Here is a 16504-nt window from a genome sequence, read left to right on the forward strand (position 1 = left end):
TCCGACTAATACACATCCCGCCGATAGCGCCCTTGCTCGATCAGCAGCTCCACCGCTTCAGCCCCCAGCATGTCGATCAGCGCCTGATCCACACCCGCCGCCATCCCTTGCAAACTGCCACAGATATAAATCGCCGCGCCTTCAGCCAGCCATTGGCGTACTTGTGCGGCAGATTCACGCAAGCGGTCCTGCACATACACTTTCTGCGCCTGATCCCGTGAAAACGCCAGATCCAGCCGCGCCAGGTCACCGCTGGCCAACCAGCCTTGCAGCTCATCGCGGCAATAGAAGTCGTGTGCAGCATTGCGCTCGCCAAAGAACAACCAGTTGCGCTGCTGGCCCTGGGCAATGCGGGCCTTGAGCAAGCTGCGCAGCCCCGCCAGCCCGGTGCCATTACCGAGCAGGATCAGCGGCACCGGTTCGGCGGGCAGGTGGAAGCCACTGTTGCGCCGCACGCGCAGGCTGATCGCCGAACCGACGGCGGCATGCTCTGTGAGCCAGCCCGAACCTATCCCCAGGCTGCCATCAGCATGCCGCTCCTGACGCACGATCAACTCCAGCACACCGTCCTGCGGGATCGAGGCAATGGAGTACTCGCGCATGTTCAGCGGGATCAGCGCGTCTACCAATGCCTGGGCATGCATGCCCACCAGATGGCCGCGATTTTCCGGCAACTGGCGCCCCGCCAGGGCCTGGGCCAGGGTTTCTTGCAGACCATCGAGTTGCACCAGGCTGTCAGCCGACAGGCCCAGCCCTTCCAGGAAATGCTCAACCGCCCAGCTCGATTGTCGCGGTATGACTTCTACCAGGTCACCGGCCTGCCATGAAACATTGGCGTCTGGCGCGTCGAGCCCCAGCAGGTAAACCCCCGAGCCACTGCTACCGGGGTTGAGCAGCTTGCGCTCAGTCAGGGTCCAGTTGTTATAGCTCGGCGCCTGCCAGTGTGTGCCCGGTGCGCCGCCGGTGAGCTGGCTGAGTTGTTGCTGCCAGTGATGCAGGGCCTCGGCGTCACCGCTGTCGACCTGCACCGGGCTAAACAGCGCTTGTGCGCCGCGCTCGCTCAGCCATTGCTGGATACGTGTGGCAAAGCCGCAAAAGTGCGGGTACTGACGGTCACCCAAAGCCAGTACGGAGTATTTGAGAGCATTCAAGCCCAGGGGCTGGCCGAGGATTTTGCGTTCAAAACCCCGTGCGCTGTCGGGCGCTTCACCATCGCCAAAGGTGCTGACCACGAACAGGGCATGATTGGCTTGCTGCAAATCATCTTCACTGAGCGCACCCAATGGCTGGACCCTTACTGGCAAGCCCGCGGCCTGTAATTGCCCGGCTGTCTGCCAGGCCAGTTGCTCGGCAAAGCCGCTTTGGCTGGCAAAGCCGATCAGCCATGACGAGGCATCGCTGCCCGTGTCGGCAAAACCCTGGCGAGCTTGCTTGATCTGACGCTTTTTGCGGCGACGGTCCAGATACAGCAACCAGCCGGTAATAAAGAACAGCGGCATGGTCAGGCTGGCGACAGTCACCAGCACGCGCCCGGTGATGCCCCAGTAGCTGCCGGTGTGCAGCGCGTAAATGCTGGTCAGCAATTGCGCCTTGTAGCTCTTGTCGTCATAGCGCTCGACTTTTTTGACCGCACCGGTGGCCGGGTCGAGCACGATCTGGTTGAAGGCGCGCTCGTGGGGTGAGGTGTTCAGCAGGTAGAACACCGTTGCAGGCTGGCCGGCCACTGGCGGCATACGCACGTTGTACAAGGCCAGGTCTGGCCCGGCGGTCTTCTGGATGCTGGCCCAGATGGCGTCGTAATCGGCGACCGGCGCAGGGCCGGTCGGGCCGCCCTGGCCACGGGGGCCGCGACCACCGCCCTGGCGCTGTTCACCGCTCGGGGCATCGGACAGGAGTTTTTGCAGGCCCTGGTTGTACCACTCGTACGACCACGACAGGCCGGTCAGGGCTGCCAGCAGATAAAAGACCATGCACCAGGTACCCGCTACAGCATGCAGGTCCCAGTTGAAGCTGCGGCCTTTCTTCGCCCAGTCCAGGGTCAGCCAGGCGCGCCAGTTCAGCGCCTTGCGCGGCCAGCGCAGGTACAGGCCCGACAGGCAGAAGAACACCAGCATCAGGGTACAGGCGCCGGTGATCTGGCGACCGCTCTGGCCCATTGCCAGGAAGCGGTGCAATTGCAGCATCAGGTCGAAAAAGCCCTGGCCATTGGCCTCACCCTGATAGGTGCCGGTGTAGGGATCGACATAACGCAACTGGCCACGGCGTTCGCCCGGTGGCGGGGTAAAGAAAACCCGTGCGGCGGTGCCGCTGTCCACGCCCACCCACAGCATGGCGACTTGCTTGCCCTCGGTGGCCTCGACCCGGCGCACCAGCTCGGCAGGTGGCAATACGCCGCTGTCGAGTTTTTCGACCTTGAGCACCGAAGGGTTGAGCAAGTTCAGCAACTCGTCCTGAAACGACACCGTGGCACCGGTTATCCCCATCAGGGCCAGAACCAGCCCGGCGGTTATGCCGAAAAACCAGTGCAGCTGAAACAGTGTTTTCTTAAACACGACGACCGCCTTGCTTGCTCAATTGAATTCATCACGGCGCAGTATGCCGTGTACGTCAGTTCTACACGCTTCAGAATCTGTAGCCGCTGACGAGGCACGAGGCTGCGATGGGTTGCGCAGCGGCCCCCGTTGGCGCTCCTGCGGCCCGCATCGCAGCCTCGTGCCTCGTCAGCGGCTACACACAAAAGCCCCGACCATCAGATGGGCGGGGCTTTTGTTCAGCTCAACTTCGAATTAGAAGTGGAAGCTGGTGGTCAACAAGGCGGTACGGCCTGCGGCCTGGCTGGCAAAGTGCGCAGCGTAGGCTTTGTCGTAGTAGGTCTTGTCGGTCAGGTTTTGTACGTTCAGTTGCAGGTCGATGTTTTTGGTCAGCTTGTAGCTGGCCATTGCGTCGTAGCGAGTGTAAGCCGGGACGTAAACGGTGTTGGCCGTGTCGCCGTAGACTTCGTCAACATAGAACGCACCGCCGCCGATGGTCAGCTTTGGCATCACTTCATAGGTTGTCCACAGGCTGAAGCTGTTTTTCGGGGTGTTCGGCATTTCATTGCCTTTGTCCGAAACGGCTGCGGTATTGATAGTGCCATTACGGTTGGCTTTCTGGCCCGGATCAACCAGCTCGCTTTTCAGGTAGCTGTAGCCTGCAAACACTTGCCACTTGTCAGTGATCTTGCCACTGGCCGACAGTTCCAGGCCGTCAACGCGAGACTCACCGGCGTTTTCGTAGGTGAACGAGTCAGTCAGTACGCGAGTGTTCTTTTTCTCGGTACGGAAGATGGCTGCAGTCAGCGACAGACGATCGTGGAACACGTCCCACTTGGTGCCCAGTTCGTAGTTAACGGTTTCTTCCGGCTTCAGGTCGCTGGTGATGGTGCTGCCTGGAGCAACCAGGCCATTGCCTTCAACGCCTTCACCCACCACGCCGCCTGGCGGAGTAGCCGAGGTCGCGTAGGACAGGTAAACGCTGCCGTTATCCAGTGGCTTCCAGACCAGGCCGGTCTGCCAGTTGAAGAAGTGGCTGTCGTTCGAGGCCTTGGTACGACCACTCGCCGCATTGGTGTTGGCGGTGGTGCTGAAGGCGTCGTAACGCAGGCCAGCGTTCAACAGCCACTTCGGATCCAGCTCGATGGTATCGAACACATAGGCGGCTTTGGTCACGCCCACGGTGTTGGTGCCGTAGTAGTTGCGCGCTTCAGTACCGGTCCACACATCGTTCGGGTTCGGGTTGGACAGCGAGGTGCACTGGCCGCCGCTGTTACCGACTTTGTCCGGCGTGCAGTTGGGGTTGCTGTTCGGGGTCACGGTGTAACCGCTGGCACGGGTTTCTTCACGAGTGAATTCAACACCGGTGGAGTAGTTGTTCTTGAAGCCCATAACCTGGAAGTTGCCGAACAGGTCAGTCTGGTTGGTGGTGGTTTCGGTGGTCGAAACACGGGTATTGGCACGACGCCATACGGTGCCGTACTGGTTGACGTTGTGCTGGCTGTCGTCCGGCTGGGTGAGGATGTAGTCCTGGCCGGTGTTGCCGTGGCGGAAGGTGTTTTTCAGGGTCATCGCATCGCTGAAGTCATGCTCGAACGAGATGGTGCTGATATCCACACGGGTCTTGCGGAAGTCACGGTCTTTGAGGCCGTAGAAGTTTTTGCTGTCGCCGCCATCGTCCGGTTTGTCGTGGACGTGAACTGCGGTCTTGGAACTGTTGCTGTAGCCGTATGGAATGCCCGAATCCGGCAGGTCGTTGCTTTCCAGGTGGTAGTAGCTGACGTTCAGACGGTTTTCAGTACCCAGGCCGAAGGTCAGCGATGGCGCTACGCCCCAGCGGTCGTAGTTGACCGATTCGCGGCCTGCGACGTTCTGTTCGTGGCTCATCAGGTTCAGACGGAACGCTGCGGTGTCCAGGAACTGACGGTTTACATCCAGGGTGTAGCGACGGGTCTGGTCGGAGCCGTAGGTGAAGCCGCCATTGAGGAAGTCACCCGCCTTGGCGGTCTTGCTCACCATGTTCAGGCTGCCGCCAGCCGAGCCACGACCACCGAAAGTGGAGTTCGGGCCTTTGCTGACTTCGATCGATTCGATGTCGAAGATTTCGCGGGTCTGGCCGCCAGCATCGCGCACGCCGTCCAGGTACATGTCGGACTGTGCGTCAAAACCACGAATGAACGGACGGTCGCCCTGTGGGTTGCCGCCTTCGCCTGCGCCGAAGGTGATGCCTGGCACGGTGCGCAGGGCGTCTTGCAGCGAGGTGGCTGCGGTGTCCTGCAGCACTTGCTGCGGGATCACGGTGACAGAGCGCGGCGTATCAACCAGCGGTGCGGTGTACTTCTGGGAGCTGGCTTTCTCGGTCTGATAAGACTTGTCGGTCTGCTCGCCGGTAACCGTGGTCGCGCCAAGGGAAATACTGCTGCCCTGGGCCTTGCTGTCAGTGCTTTCGGCAGCCTGAACCAGAGGGCCTGCAGAGGTCGCAGTAATTGCGACACCGATGGCCGAAGCCAGTAAACGCGGTGAGCTGACGGGTATTTTTAATTGTTGGCGCGACATTTGAAGATCCCTTCCCCCAGAATTTGAGCCGCGAAATATATGGCAAACAATTCTGACTATCAATTGAGAGGCATTACTATTTGCGCTGAATTTACATTCTTTACAAATTGCCTTTACGGTTTTTTCACACTCGTTCGTCTACGGGCCTCTTAACAAAGTTTTACACAGACAATAAGAATCAATACCATTGCCATCCCTTTGCTATCAGGTATTGCGTCATGTTGCTGCATATCCCCGGCTTGTTCTCCCGTGAAGAGGTGCAGCGCATCCGTGAGGCGCTGCAGCAGACCGAGTGGGCTGACGGCAAGATCACCGCAGGTTTTCAGTCGGCCAAGGCCAAGCACAATCTGCAATTGCCCGAAGACCATCCACTGGCCAAGGAAATCGGCGCGGCGATGATTGATCGGCTGTGGAAAAATCCGCTGTATATGTCAGCGGCCTTGCCACACAAGGTGTTTCCGCCGTTGGTGAACTGCTACACCGGGGGCGGCAGTTTCGACTTTCATATCGACAATGCCGTGCGCCAGCCCAAGGGCAGCCCCGAGCGGGTGCGCACCGATCTGTCGGCCACCCTGTTTTTCAGCGACCCCGAGGACTACGACGGCGGCGAGCTGGTGATTCAGGACACTTACGGTGTGCAGCAGGTCAAGCTGCCTGCTGGCGACATGGTCTTGTACCCCGGCACCAGCTTGCACAAGGTCAACGCCGTTACCCGTGGTGCACGCTTTGCGTCGTTTTTCTGGACCCAGAGCCTGGTGCGCGAAGACAGCCAGCGCACGCTGCTGTTTGAAATGGATGGCGCGATTCAGCAACTGACCCGCGACGTTCCTGATCACCCCTCGCTGATCCAGCTCACCGGCACCTACCACAACCTGCTGCGTCGCTGGGCCGAGGTGTAAGTCATGAGCTTTCAACTACGTCGTGAAGAAGTGCTCGACGGTGCGCAACTGAGCGCCATGCTGGCTGAAAACCCGGGCAAGGCGGCCCAGGCCATTTTAATCGCCGCCAAGCAGGGCATCGTCGATGGCCAGGCCTTGCTCGGGCAGATTCTGCTCGACGGCCAGGGCATTGAGCGCGATCCGGTGCTGGCCAAGCGCTGGTTTCAGATCGCCGCCAATTCTGGCCACCTGATGGCCCGCAATATGTTGGGGCGCTGCTGGGAACATGGCTGGGGCGGGCCTGTGGACTGCACCCTGGCCAGCCTGGAATACCGCCAGGCCGCCGAGGCGGGGCTGGACTGGGCGCTCTACAACTACGCCAACCTGCTGGCCACCGGCCGCGGCGTGGCGCCAGACCAGGGGGCGGCATTCAAGCTGTACCGGGTCGCGGCGCAGGCGGGCCATGCCAAGTCGATGAACCTGGTGGGGCGCTACCTCGAAGAGGGGGTGTATTGCCCGGGCGACAAGCAAGCGGCCTGGGTCTGGTATGAGCGCTCGGCCCGGGGCGGTGATTTTCGTGGCCAGTTCAGCCATGCCTCGGTCCTGGCCGAGGCCGGGCGTATTGATGAAGCGTTGACCTGGTTTGAGCGCGCCCTGGCCGGCGGCAACCTGAATTTTCTGCGGGTAAGCCTGGCGGCCCTGCTTGAAGCCCGCGACCTGCGTGTCAGGGCCATGAGCGAGGCCTGGCAAGCCCGTATCCATACGTTGCAGAGCAGCCCTGTGCAAAACAGATGACAGCGCGGCGGTTAATACTCGTACGCTGTTGTTTATCGCGTCCGAGTACGCGCTGGTTAGTTGGGGTAACTATTCATTTTTATTTACGCTCTGGTCTTACACAGTTGCAGGCTACCCGGTAATTGTTTGATGCCCTTTAAAACATGATGCTGCACAGCAGGATCATTGTTTAAAGGGAATTAATATGCAGGTTCAAAATGTTGCGCCCCCTGGCGGCGCTGAAGATACCCGCCCGCTTGAAGAGATGAGTGCACTTGAAGCGGCCATCTACTTGCCGTCGCAGTATATTCAAATGCTCGCGGGTGAAAAAACCGCTGCTGTTTCCAGGGACGAGTTGGGCTTTATTGTCCGGCGCAGTGATATCCAGAGTGTCCGTGCGTATGTGCGCGAGTCCAGGGCATTGCCCGTAGAGTACACCAAGGTCGTGGCCTGGCTCGGCGCCGACACGGCGAGTGTCGCGGGGCTGGAGCCGGCCAGTATCCAGTCGTTTCATCAGCGTGTGGTGCAACATGCCGCCAGTTGGGCCGTGCTGGAGCGCGATACCAAGGAACTCAGCCGACAACTCAACCGTTTCTCCGACGGGTTCATCACCACGGCCAACAGCATTATCGAGTTGATCAATAAAGTCGAACTGGACCGTTTCCTAAGTGGCACGCTTGACGAACTGACCCAGGCAGAAGAAGCCGAGCTTAAAAAGATTGTGCTCAGCGCAACCGAGCTGAGAGCTGTGGGTATCGTCAGGGACTATGTGCTGCTTATCAAGCAGGATACCGAGGCCTACATCAAAAAAACCCATGCCGTGGGCGCACTGGCGGCCGAGTTTGAGCGTGTGTTGTCGGATGAGCTGATTCACCAGGTAAATGCCAAGCTCGAAGCGTATGCCAAGGCGGGGCTATCGGCTGAGCGCAAGTTGCTGACTGCGCGCATCAAGGAACTGGACAGTGAAATCGAGCAGTTGATCAGGGACTACCGCTCGCATGTGCTGTACGGGCATTCGGGGATCTTTCTTGGGCCTATCGGGCTGGCGATTACCGGCGGGATTTTCGGGGTCAAGGCTGAGAGCATACGCGCGCGGAAAAACAAGCTGATCGCCGAGCGCGATCTTGCCAGGCAAGGCAGTCAGGAGCAGGAACGTCTGGCTGTAGCCCTGGACACCACCCAGCAGCGTTTCACGGATTTGCGCAGCCGTATGCTCGGCGCCGAGCAGGGCGCCAGGCAACTGGCACAGGTCTGGGGTTATATCGCCAAATATCTGGATGAGGCAGCGTTTGAACTCAAAGGGGTCAATACCCTTGCCCGATTACACAAGTTCAAACTTGATTTTGCTCAGTTGTTGAACCCTTGGATGCGTGTCAAGGATTACAGTTTTTATATCGCACTGGTGTTTGATGACATGGTGGATGGGCGTCAGTAAACAAGGAAGTGAATACTTGAACAGGGAGATTGATGTTATGGGTTATGACAATCCCGATATGCCGGGTGTTATCGAAGGCTTGAAAAAATTCCATGCGGTGGCGGTCAATCATGAATACGATTTTATTCCGTCGCTCCAGGAGCGTTTGGGGCAGGCAGCCAGGTATTTGAGTCAAAGTGTGCGTGCTGTTGCTGATAAGGCCAGCAATCTTGAAGTGATGGTTGAAAGTGCCGGGCTCGACGAGCTCCTCCAGCAGTGGATCATTGTTCAGGGCCATACCCGTCTGGCTGCCGGTATACAAGCATCGGCGATCAATACGTTAAGTGATACTTTTTTTCAGCGGGTCAGCCGTATTGCAAGTGCCGCCAGGGCGGCGAAAGAACAGATCGAAATGCGCGCAGTGGAAGGTGAAGGGTTGAACCTGGAGCATTATTCGGACCCGCTGCTGATTTATGACGCGGCCAGGCTCGAAGAACTGGAGCAGCAGGCCGTTGACCTGCAGGTCGAAGAAGATCGGCTGCGTGCAGACAAGCAGGTGATTGACGCAGCGGTAACGCTTTTGCAATCACGAACCTGGCTCGACCATGTGCGTGACTTGCTGCCCACACCGGAGCAAATCCAGGGATTGGTCAGCACCGCCCTGGTGGGAAGGGCGGATGCAGACACCGTGATTGCCGCCCTTGAGCGTTTGACCCAGTACCTGGGCGTTTATGACGGCGGGTTCAGGCTGTTTTCGCTGACTGAAGCGCGCAACAAGATAAGCGACAGGTTGGTCGACCTGAGAACCTTGAGCAACAAGAACAAGACGGATGCGCGAGTGCTGCAGGAGCGCGCGCAAAAGATCAGGCGCCACGCGGAGCTAGTTGAGGTGCGTGCCTGCTGGGTTGCCAATATAAGGCTGGTGGCCAAGGGGATGGGGGTGTTCATTGCCCGGGTGCGTGCGACCACTGAAGTCGATGAGCACTTGCTGCGTCAGACTTCGGCCGAGCTGGCGGGGTTTCTGGGCTTTTTGCGGCGCATCAGCCGCTAGACGATATCGACAGCCCCCCGCACGCGAGTGCGGGGGGCATGTGCTTACAGGTAGAACGACTTCAGCGGCGGGAAACCGTTGAATTCGACGGCGCTGTAGCTGGTGGTGTAGGCACCGGTCGACAGCCAGTAGAGGCGGTCACCGATGGCCAGGTTCAGGGGCAGGCCGTACTTGTAGTTTTCATACATGATATCGGCGCTGTCGCAGGTTGGACCGGCGATCACCACTTCTTCCATTTCGCCTTTTTTCTCGGTCCAGATCGGGAACTTGATGGCTTCATCCATGGTTTCGATCAGGCCCGAGAATTTGCCCACATCGGTGTATACCCAACGCTCAACGGCAGTGCGCGATTTACGCGCAACCAGTACCACTTCGCTGACCAGGATCCCGGCGTTGGCAATCAGCGAGCGGCCCGGCTCCAGGATGATTTCCGGCAGGTCGTCACCGAAGTCTTCCTTGAGAAAGCGGATGATTTCTTCAGCGTAGGTTTCCAGGCTGTTGGTGCGGGTGATGTAGTTGGCCGGGAAGCCGCCGCCCATGTTGATCAGCTTGAGGACGATGCCGTCTTCTTCTTTAAGACGCTCGAAGATCACCTTGACCTTGGCAATGGCCGCATCCCACACGCTGATATCGCGTTGCTGGGAGCCAACGTGGAACGAAATGCCGTAAGGCACCAGGCCCAGGTCGCGGGCCAGGATCAGCAGGTCCATGGCCATGTCGGTCTGGCAGCCGAATTTGCGCGACAGTGGCCAGTCAGCCGTGGTCGAGCCTTCGGTCAGGATGCGCACATAGATTTTCGAGCCCGGTGCTGCCTTGGCGATGTTGCGCAGGTCGGCTTCTGAGTCAGTGGAGAACAGGCGCACGCCTTTCTCGTAGAAGTAACGAATGTCCTTGGATTTCTTGATGGTGTTGCCGTAGCTGATGCGGTCCGGGCCAACGCCTTGGGCCATCACCTTGTCCAACTCGTAGATCGAGGCGATGTCGAAGTTCGAACCTTTGTCGCGCAGCAAGTCGATGATTTCGACCGCCGGGTTGGCTTTGACGGCGTAGTACACCTTGGCGAATTCGAAGCCTGCACGCAGGTCATCGTAGGCCTTGCTGATCATGGCGGTGTCGATCACCACGAACGGGGTTTCCTGGGTGTCAGCGAAGGCCTTCATTTTCTGGAAGGTATCGCGCGCGTAATAGTCTTCGACCTGAATCGACATGCTGGGGGACTCCTGTGGCAAACGTCATAAATAAATGGGTGCAGCTGAACATCCTCCGTATCCCCACTTTGGTTCGCCTACTTCCCAAGGCATGTCCGCCGAAAGCAAAAAAGGTAAATGGACCTTGCTGTCTCGTCGTCAGTACTTGAGCCGGATGGATCGTTTCCAGCATGGATGTTCGGCGCGAACTTTAGGGCGTGAGTGCCCACAGATCAACAAAAAATGTCGCGTTTTTGCACGAGTTCGTCGTAGGGGGGAGAGACGGCTATTTATGTAACCGACTGTGATGACAGCGCAGAGTTCACGCAGGAGAAAATCAAAGGCCCCTCACCCCAGCCCTCTCCCGGAGGGAGAGGGGGGTGATTGGCGGCGTTGCGCACATCTGCTTTTGCCTTTAGTCCCCTCTCCCTTTGGGAGAGGGTTAGGGTGAGGGCTGCGATTGATCAGGCCAGCGCGATATCCGCCGGCGACACAATACTGGTCTTGGCCCCCCGGGAACGGCCCGAGCTCAGGTAGGCGGCAATCGATTCCTGGGTCACTTCACCCAGGAACACCCGCTCGGCATCCATCACCGGCAGCCACGAACGGTTGAACTCGTACATGCGCGACAGCAAGATGCGCAAGTGTTCGTCATACGCTGCCGTGGCGTTGAATTCACGCAGGTACTGGCCACAGGTGCCGCTCTGGCGATGCAGGTCGCGACGACGCACATAGCCCAGTGCCTTGTTGTCGGCACAGGTGACCACCACATAGCGGCGGTCCAGTTCGTCCATCAGCTCCAGCGCTTCGGCCACCGGGGTTTCCGGGCTCACCGACGGTGCGTTGTCCGCAGCGTCTTCTGCTTTTACCAGCAGCAGACGTTTCAGGGTGCTGTCCTGGCCGACAAAGTTGCTCACGAAGTCGTCCGCCGGGTGGGCCAGCAGGGTGTCCGGGTGATCCATCTGCAGCAGCTTGCCGCCACGGAAGATGGCGATCTTGTCACCCAGCTTGATGGCTTCGTCGATGTCGTGGCTGACCATGATCACGGTCTTGTTCAGCGCACGTTGCATCTCGAAGAATTCGTTCTGGATCATTTCACGGTTGATCGGGTCGACCGCGCCAAAGGGTTCATCCATCAACAGCAACGGCGCATCGGCGGCCAGGGCGCGAATCACGCCGATACGTTGTTGCTGGCCACCGGACAGCTCACGCGGGTAGCGATGCAGGTACTGCTTGGGTTCGAGTTTGATCATGCTCATCAGTTCGCGGGCACGCTCATGGCACTTTTGCTTGTCCCAGCCCAACAGGCGCGGCACCACGGTGATGTTCTCCTCGATGGTCATATTGGGGAACAGACCGATCTGCTGGATCACATAACCGATATTGCGACGCAGGGTCACCGGGTCGAGGTCGGTGGTGTCTTCGCCGTTGATCAGGATCTTGCCCGAGGTGGGCTTGATCAGGCGGTTGATCATTTTCAACGTGGTGCTTTTGCCGCAACCCGAAGGCCCGAGGAACACGCAGATTTCGCCTTCGTTGACGGTCAGGCTTACCGAGTCCACGGCTTTGACGTCTTTACCGTTGCTTTGGAAAGTTTTGCTGAGGTTTTGAAGTTCGATCATTTGAGCAGTCCTTTTGGAGTCAGCGAGCGTTGCAGCCATTGCAGAAGCAGGTCGGCGATGATGGCCAGAACACTGACCAACACGGCGCCGACGATCAGCATCGACATGTCGCTACGGCTGATTGCAGCAAGAATAAGTACACCCAGACCGCCAGCACCGATGGTGGCAGCGATGGTCATTACCCCGATGTTCATCACCACGGCGGTGCGCACACCGGCCAGGATCACCGGTACGGCAATCGGCAGTTCAACCATGCGCAGGCGCTGGCTGAAGGTCATGCCGATGCCGCGGGCCGCTTCGCGAATCCCCGGTTCCACGCCGGTGAGGGCGAGGAAGGTGTTGCGCATGATCGGCAGCAGCGAGTACAGGAACACGGCGGTAATGGCCGGCATCGGGCCCAGGCCCTGGCCGAACTTGGAGTAGAACGGCAGCAGCAGGCCGAACAGGGCGATCGACGGAATGGTCAACAGCACCGTGGCGCTGGCCTGCAGCGGGCCGGCCAGTGACGGGAAGCGCGTCATCAGCACGCCCAGCGGCACGCCGATGAGGATCGCGAGGATCACCGCGATGCCGACCAGGCTGATGTGCTGTAGGGTCAAATGCAGGACCTGCGACCAGTCCATGTGGGAAAAGGCGTTTAAAAATTCCATGTCTTCTCCTCTATTCAGTTCAGTGGATGCTGGCGCAGGAAATCTGCGGCGACTTTGGACGGGCTTTCGTGGTCAACGTCGACCCGGGCGTTGAGCTGGCGCATGGTTTCGTCGTCAAACAGGTCCGCCAGCGGCTTGAGCAGACCTTCGAGTTCCGGGTGGGCGTCCAGGTACTCTTTGCGTACCACCGGGGCGGCGGTGTAGTCCGGGAAGTAATGCAGGTCGTCGTCGAGCAGCTTCAGGTTGAAGGCGCTCAGGCGACCGTCCGTGGTGTAGACCAGGCCGGCAAACACCTGGCCGTTTTTCAGGGCGGTGTAGACCAGGCCTGCGTCCATCTGACGGATATTGCGACGGGTCAGGTCCAGGTCATACAGCTTGACCATGCCCAGCAAACCGTCGGAGCGGTTGGCAAACTCGGTGTCCAGGGCCACCAGCGCTTTTTTGTTTTCCGGTTCGCGCAGGGCCTTGTTCAGGTCGCTGACGCTGTTGATGCCCGGGAACTCCTCAGCCACCTTTTGCGGCAGAGCCAGGGCATAGGTGTTGCTGAACTTGGACGGGTGCAGCCAGATCAGTCCCTTTTTTGCATCGACCTCTTTTACCCGGTCGTAGGATTGCTGGCTGTCCAGCTTGTCGGTGATGTGGTTGTAGGCCACCAGCGAAACACCAGTGTATTCCCACACCATGTCCAGTTGCCCGGACTCATGGGCCGAGCGCGCCAGGCTGCTGCCCAGCCCGCCAGTCACCTGGGCGTTGTAGCCCTTGCTGTTGAGGTATTGCGAAGTGATTTCCGCGAGCAGGGTTTGCTCGGTAAACACCCGCGCCCCAATGCGAATCAAGGGTTTTTCGGCGGCCTGTGCAATTCCTGCACACAGCAGGATGCAGCCTAGTAAAAAGCTAATTTTTTTCATGGGTATTCCTTTCTCAGCCAGACCTTAAGCAGGTCGCAGACCGCGTTCCAACCACCGGCGGCTGACCAGTATCACCAGGCCGTCGAGCAGCAATGCCAGCAGCGCAGTACAGGCCGCGCCAAGGATCAGTTGCGGCTGATTGTTAAGGGCGATGCCGGGGAAAATCAGGCTGCCCAGGCTGTTGGCGCCGATCAGGAACGCCAGGGGGGCGGTACCGACGTTGATCGCCAGTGCCACGCGCACACCGCCCATGATGATGGGCACGGCATTGGGTAGCTCGACCCGCCACAGCACCTGGCGCGGGGTCATGCCGATGCCGACGGCGGCTTCCTTGAGTGAGCCCTGGACGTTTTTCAGGCCTTCATAAGTGTTGCGCACAATGGGCAGCAACGAGGCGAGAAACAGGGCGAAGATGGCAGGCCCGCTGCCGATGCCGAGGAAGCCCAGGGCGATGGCCAGTACGGCCAGAGGAGGCACGGTGTTGCCGATGTTGAAGACTTGCATGAAGCGTTCCGCACGTCCGGCCATTGAAGGTCGGCTGAGGAAAATGCCGGCAGGTATCCCTACAAGGAGGGCCGCGAACATTGAAGCGAGTACCAGGTACAGGTGGGCTTGCAGGTAGAACAACAAATCATCTTGATAGTGTTCGATAGTGCTGATGCCGATCCAGTGGACCAACAGGGCCAGAAGCGCGATAACTACCGCACATCCTATAAGCCCTTTTCCATAGCGATTCGCCATAGACGGACTCCTTTTTTTTCAGTCGGCGAACACATCGTCGTGTGGCAAGGCCATTCCTGGCTGCCGGCAATATGTTCGCGAAGAGCAACAGGTGGTGGCGAAAATGCGCCCTCAGCACCTGTCATTAGCGCAGCCTCGTCAGGCTAACTTGCTGATATTTCAGCCCCTGACGCTTTGTCGTATCAGGAGAGTGGACGCCTCCACTGTTTAAAAGGTTCACATTTTTTACGGCACATTGCCACCCTTGTCCGACGAGCCACGGTTCCAACGGTGGCTGCACAGCCCGTATTTGGGCTATAATCCGCGCCCTTTTTTGAATCAATCGTCAGGCGATTTCCCATGACCAACCAGGCCGCCGAAGTCGCGAAACGCCGCACTTTCGCCATTATTTCCCACCCCGATGCGGGTAAGACCACCATCACCGAAAAGCTCTTGCTGATGGGTAAGGCGATTGCTGTCGCCGGTACGGTGAAATCGCGAAAGTCCGACCGCCATGCCACCTCCGACTGGATGGAAATGGAGAAGCAACGGGGTATTTCGATTACCACGTCGGTCATGCAATTCCCGTATCGCGACAACATGATCAACCTGCTCGACACCCCGGGCCACGAAGACTTCTCCGAAGACACCTACCGCACATTGACGGCGGTCGACTCGGCGCTGATGGTCCTCGACGGCGGTAAGGGTGTTGAGCCTCGTACCATCGCCCTGATGGACGTTTGTCGTCTGCGTGACACGCCTATCGTCAGCTTTATCAACAAACTCGACCGCGACATTCGCGACCCGATCGAGTTGCTGGACGAGATCGAAGCAGTCCTGAAAATCAAGGCAGCGCCGATCACCTGGCCGATCGGCTGCTACCGTGATTTCAAGGGTGTTTACCACCTGGCGGACGACTACATCATTGTCTACACCGCCGGTCACGGTCACGAACGCACCGAAACCAAGATCATCGAAAAACTCGATTCCGACGAAGCCCGCGCGCATCTGGGTGACGAGTACGATCGTTTTGTTGACCAGTTGGAGCTGGTTCAGGGCGCTTGCCATGAATTCAACCAGCAGGAGTTCCTGGATGGTCAGTTGACCCCGGTGTTCTTCGGTACGGCACTGGGCAACTTTGGTGTTGACCACGTGCTCGACGCGGTAGTGGACTGGGCGCCGAAGCCGTTGGCCCGTGTTGCCAACGAGCGCACGGTCGAGCCGGTAGAAGAGAAATTCACCGGTTTTGTGTTCAAGATCCAGGCGAACATGGACCCAAAACACCGCGACCGCATCGCCTTTATGCGCATTTGCTCGGGCAAGTACGAAAAGGGCATGAAAATGCGCCATGTGCGCACCGGCAAGGACGTGCGTATCGGCGATGCCCTGACGTTCTTCTCCTCCGAGCGTGAACAGCTCGAAGAGGCCTTTGCGGGCGATATCATCGGTTTGCACAACCACGGCACCATCCAGATCGGTGATACCTTCACCGAGGGTGAGAGCCTGAGCTTTACCGGTATCCCGCACTTTGCCCCGGAACTGTTCCGTCGCGTGCGCCTGCGCGACCCGCTCAAGTCCAAGCAATTGCGCCAGGGCTTGCAGCAACTGGCCGAAGAGGGCGCCACCCAGGTGTTCTTCCCGGAGCGCAGCAACGACATCATTCTGGGCGCCGTGGGTGTGCTGCAGTTCGACGTGGTCGCCAGCCGCTTGAAGGAAGAATACAAAGTGGAATGCTCCTACGAGCCGATCACCGTGTACTCGGCGCGCTGGATTGATTGCGACGATAAGAAGAAGCTTGAAGAGTTCAGCGTCAAGGCGGTGGAAAACCTGGCTGTGGACGGTGGTGGTCACCTGACCTACCTGGCCCCGACTCGCGTTAACCTGGCGTTGATGGAAGAACGCTGGCCGGATGTGAAATTCCGCGCAACCCGCGAGCATCACTAAACACTCCGGTGTCTGGTTGAAAAAAGCGAAGCCCTTGGGCTTCGCTTTTTTTTTGCGCAAATTTTGTAGTCACTGCCGAAGGCTGCGATCGCGGCCTGAGTAGCGCGAAGGCCCTGTAGTCCTAATCGCAGCCTCCGGCAGCGGCTACAAAATTATGGGAACTTTCTCTCGTTATTTATAGATACTTGCTTGGCTGTTGAGGTGTATTTCATAAATTAATGTGCGTAACGCGCGTTATTAAATTCATTGGTCGTATCGAGATCGGGTAA

At 58.6% G+C, this 16504-nt stretch carries 12 protein-coding genes; 5 read left to right on the plus strand and 7 right to left on the minus strand.

Annotated features, from left to right (window positions below):
* Positions 1 to 5: 5 nt before the first annotated feature.
* Both BLU25_RS18950 and BLU25_RS18955 read right to left on the minus strand, forming a co-directional pair.
* Positions 6 to 2552 carry a PepSY domain-containing protein gene (locus tag BLU25_RS18950; RefSeq protein ID WP_016779460.1) on the minus strand — a complete coding sequence of 849 codons (2547 nt, stop codon included), beginning with the start codon at positions 2550 to 2552 and terminating at the stop codon, positions 6 to 8.
* 234 nt (positions 2553 to 2786) lie between these two features.
* Positions 2787 to 5087 carry a TonB-dependent receptor gene (locus tag BLU25_RS18955; RefSeq protein WP_083369774.1) on the minus strand — a complete coding sequence of 767 codons (2301 nt, stop codon included), beginning with the start codon at positions 5085 to 5087 and terminating at the stop codon, positions 2787 to 2789.
* Positions 5088 to 5305: 218 nt separating this feature from the next.
* On the opposite strand from BLU25_RS18955, the gene BLU25_RS18960 reads away from it, so the two are divergent.
* From BLU25_RS18960 to BLU25_RS18975, 4 genes are all read left to right on the plus strand, one after another.
* The gene (locus tag BLU25_RS18960) at positions 5306 to 5986 is read left to right on the plus strand and encodes a Fe2+-dependent dioxygenase (protein WP_016779462.1); all 681 of its coding nucleotides are present in this window, start codon (positions 5306 to 5308) and stop codon (positions 5984 to 5986) included.
* Positions 5987 to 5989: 3 nt separating this feature from the next.
* Positions 5990 to 6760 carry a tetratricopeptide repeat protein gene (locus BLU25_RS18965; protein ID WP_016779463.1) on the plus strand — a complete coding sequence of 257 codons (771 nt, stop codon included), beginning with the start codon at positions 5990 to 5992 and terminating at the stop codon, positions 6758 to 6760.
* Positions 6761 to 6944: 184 nt separating this feature from the next.
* On the plus strand, positions 6945 to 8174 hold the full coding sequence (locus BLU25_RS18970) for an alpha-xenorhabdolysin family binary toxin subunit A (protein WP_016779464.1): 1230 nt from the start codon (positions 6945 to 6947) through the stop codon (positions 8172 to 8174).
* A gap of 37 nt (positions 8175 to 8211) precedes the next feature.
* On the plus strand, positions 8212 to 9204 hold the full coding sequence (locus BLU25_RS18975) for an alpha-xenorhabdolysin family binary toxin subunit B (protein ID WP_016779465.1): 993 nt from the start codon (positions 8212 to 8214) through the stop codon (positions 9202 to 9204).
* Between the two features lie 44 nt (positions 9205 to 9248).
* Here the strand turns inward: BLU25_RS18975 and BLU25_RS18980 are convergent, their stop codons facing one another.
* From BLU25_RS18980 to BLU25_RS19000, 5 genes are all read right to left on the minus strand, one after another.
* The gene (locus BLU25_RS18980; RefSeq protein WP_083369775.1) at positions 9249 to 10412 is read right to left on the minus strand and encodes a type III PLP-dependent enzyme; all 1164 of its coding nucleotides are present in this window, start codon (positions 10410 to 10412) and stop codon (positions 9249 to 9251) included.
* Between the two features lie 443 nt (positions 10413 to 10855).
* A complete protein-coding gene (locus BLU25_RS18985) occupies positions 10856 to 12013 on the minus strand; it encodes an osmoprotectant ABC transporter ATP-binding protein OsmV (protein ID WP_016779467.1) in 1158 nt (385 codons plus the stop codon).
* Entirely contained in the window at positions 12010 to 12663 is a 654-nt protein-coding gene (locus BLU25_RS18990; RefSeq protein WP_016779468.1) for an ABC transporter permease, read from the minus strand. Before BLU25_RS18990 ends, BLU25_RS18985 begins: the two co-directional genes overlap by 4 nt.
* A 14-nt stretch (positions 12664 to 12677) precedes the next feature.
* Positions 12678 to 13571 carry a glycine betaine ABC transporter substrate-binding protein gene (locus BLU25_RS18995; protein ID WP_016779469.1) on the minus strand — a complete coding sequence of 298 codons (894 nt, stop codon included), beginning with the start codon at positions 13569 to 13571 and terminating at the stop codon, positions 12678 to 12680.
* A gap of 24 nt (positions 13572 to 13595) precedes the next feature.
* Positions 13596 to 14312: an ABC transporter permease gene (locus BLU25_RS19000; protein WP_016779470.1), complete on the minus strand. Its 717-nt coding sequence runs from the start codon at positions 14310 to 14312 to the stop codon at positions 13596 to 13598.
* Positions 14313 to 14651: 339 nt separating this feature from the next.
* Between BLU25_RS19000 and BLU25_RS19005 the strand changes: the two genes are divergently transcribed.
* Positions 14652 to 16235 (plus strand): peptide chain release factor 3, encoded by a 1584-nt coding sequence (locus BLU25_RS19005; RefSeq protein ID WP_016779471.1) that lies wholly within the window; start codon positions 14652 to 14654, stop codon positions 16233 to 16235.
* Positions 16236 to 16504: the final 269 nt, after the last annotated feature.

The organism is Pseudomonas fragi, assembly GCF_900105835.1.
GTDB lineage: Bacteria > Pseudomonadota > Gammaproteobacteria > Pseudomonadales > Pseudomonadaceae > Aquipseudomonas > Aquipseudomonas fragi.

Bases quoted from the DNA above. Each gene is read 5' to 3' on its own strand.
- BLU25_RS18955 (WP_083369774.1), bottom strand. From the start codon at position 5,087: ATGTCGCGCCAACAATTAAAAATACCCGTCAGCTCACCGCGTTTACTG.
- BLU25_RS18960 (WP_016779462.1), top strand. From the start codon at position 5,306: ATGTTGCTGCATATCCCCGGCTTGTTCTCCCGTGAAGAGGTGCAGCGC.
- BLU25_RS18965 (WP_016779463.1), top strand. From the start codon at position 5,990: ATGAGCTTTCAACTACGTCGTGAAGAAGTGCTCGACGGTGCGCAACTG.
- BLU25_RS18970 (WP_016779464.1), top strand. From the start codon at position 6,945: ATGCAGGTTCAAAATGTTGCGCCCCCTGGCGGCGCTGAAGATACCCGC.
- BLU25_RS18975 (WP_016779465.1), top strand. From the start codon at position 8,212: ATGGGTTATGACAATCCCGATATGCCGGGTGTTATCGAAGGCTTGAAA.
- BLU25_RS18980 (WP_083369775.1), bottom strand. From the start codon at position 10,412: ATGTCGATTCAGGTCGAAGACTATTACGCGCGCGATACCTTCCAGAAA.
- BLU25_RS18985 (WP_016779467.1), bottom strand. From the start codon at position 12,013: ATGATCGAACTTCAAAACCTCAGCAAAACTTTCCAAAGCAACGGTAAA.
- BLU25_RS18990 (WP_016779468.1), bottom strand. From the start codon at position 12,663: ATGGAATTTTTAAACGCCTTTTCCCACATGGACTGGTCGCAGGTCCTG.
- BLU25_RS18995 (WP_016779469.1), bottom strand. From the start codon at position 13,571: ATGAAAAAAATTAGCTTTTTACTAGGCTGCATCCTGCTGTGTGCAGGA.
- BLU25_RS19000 (WP_016779470.1), bottom strand. From the start codon at position 14,312: ATGGCGAATCGCTATGGAAAAGGGCTTATAGGATGTGCGGTAGTTATC.
- BLU25_RS19005 (WP_016779471.1), top strand. From the start codon at position 14,652: ATGACCAACCAGGCCGCCGAAGTCGCGAAACGCCGCACTTTCGCCATT.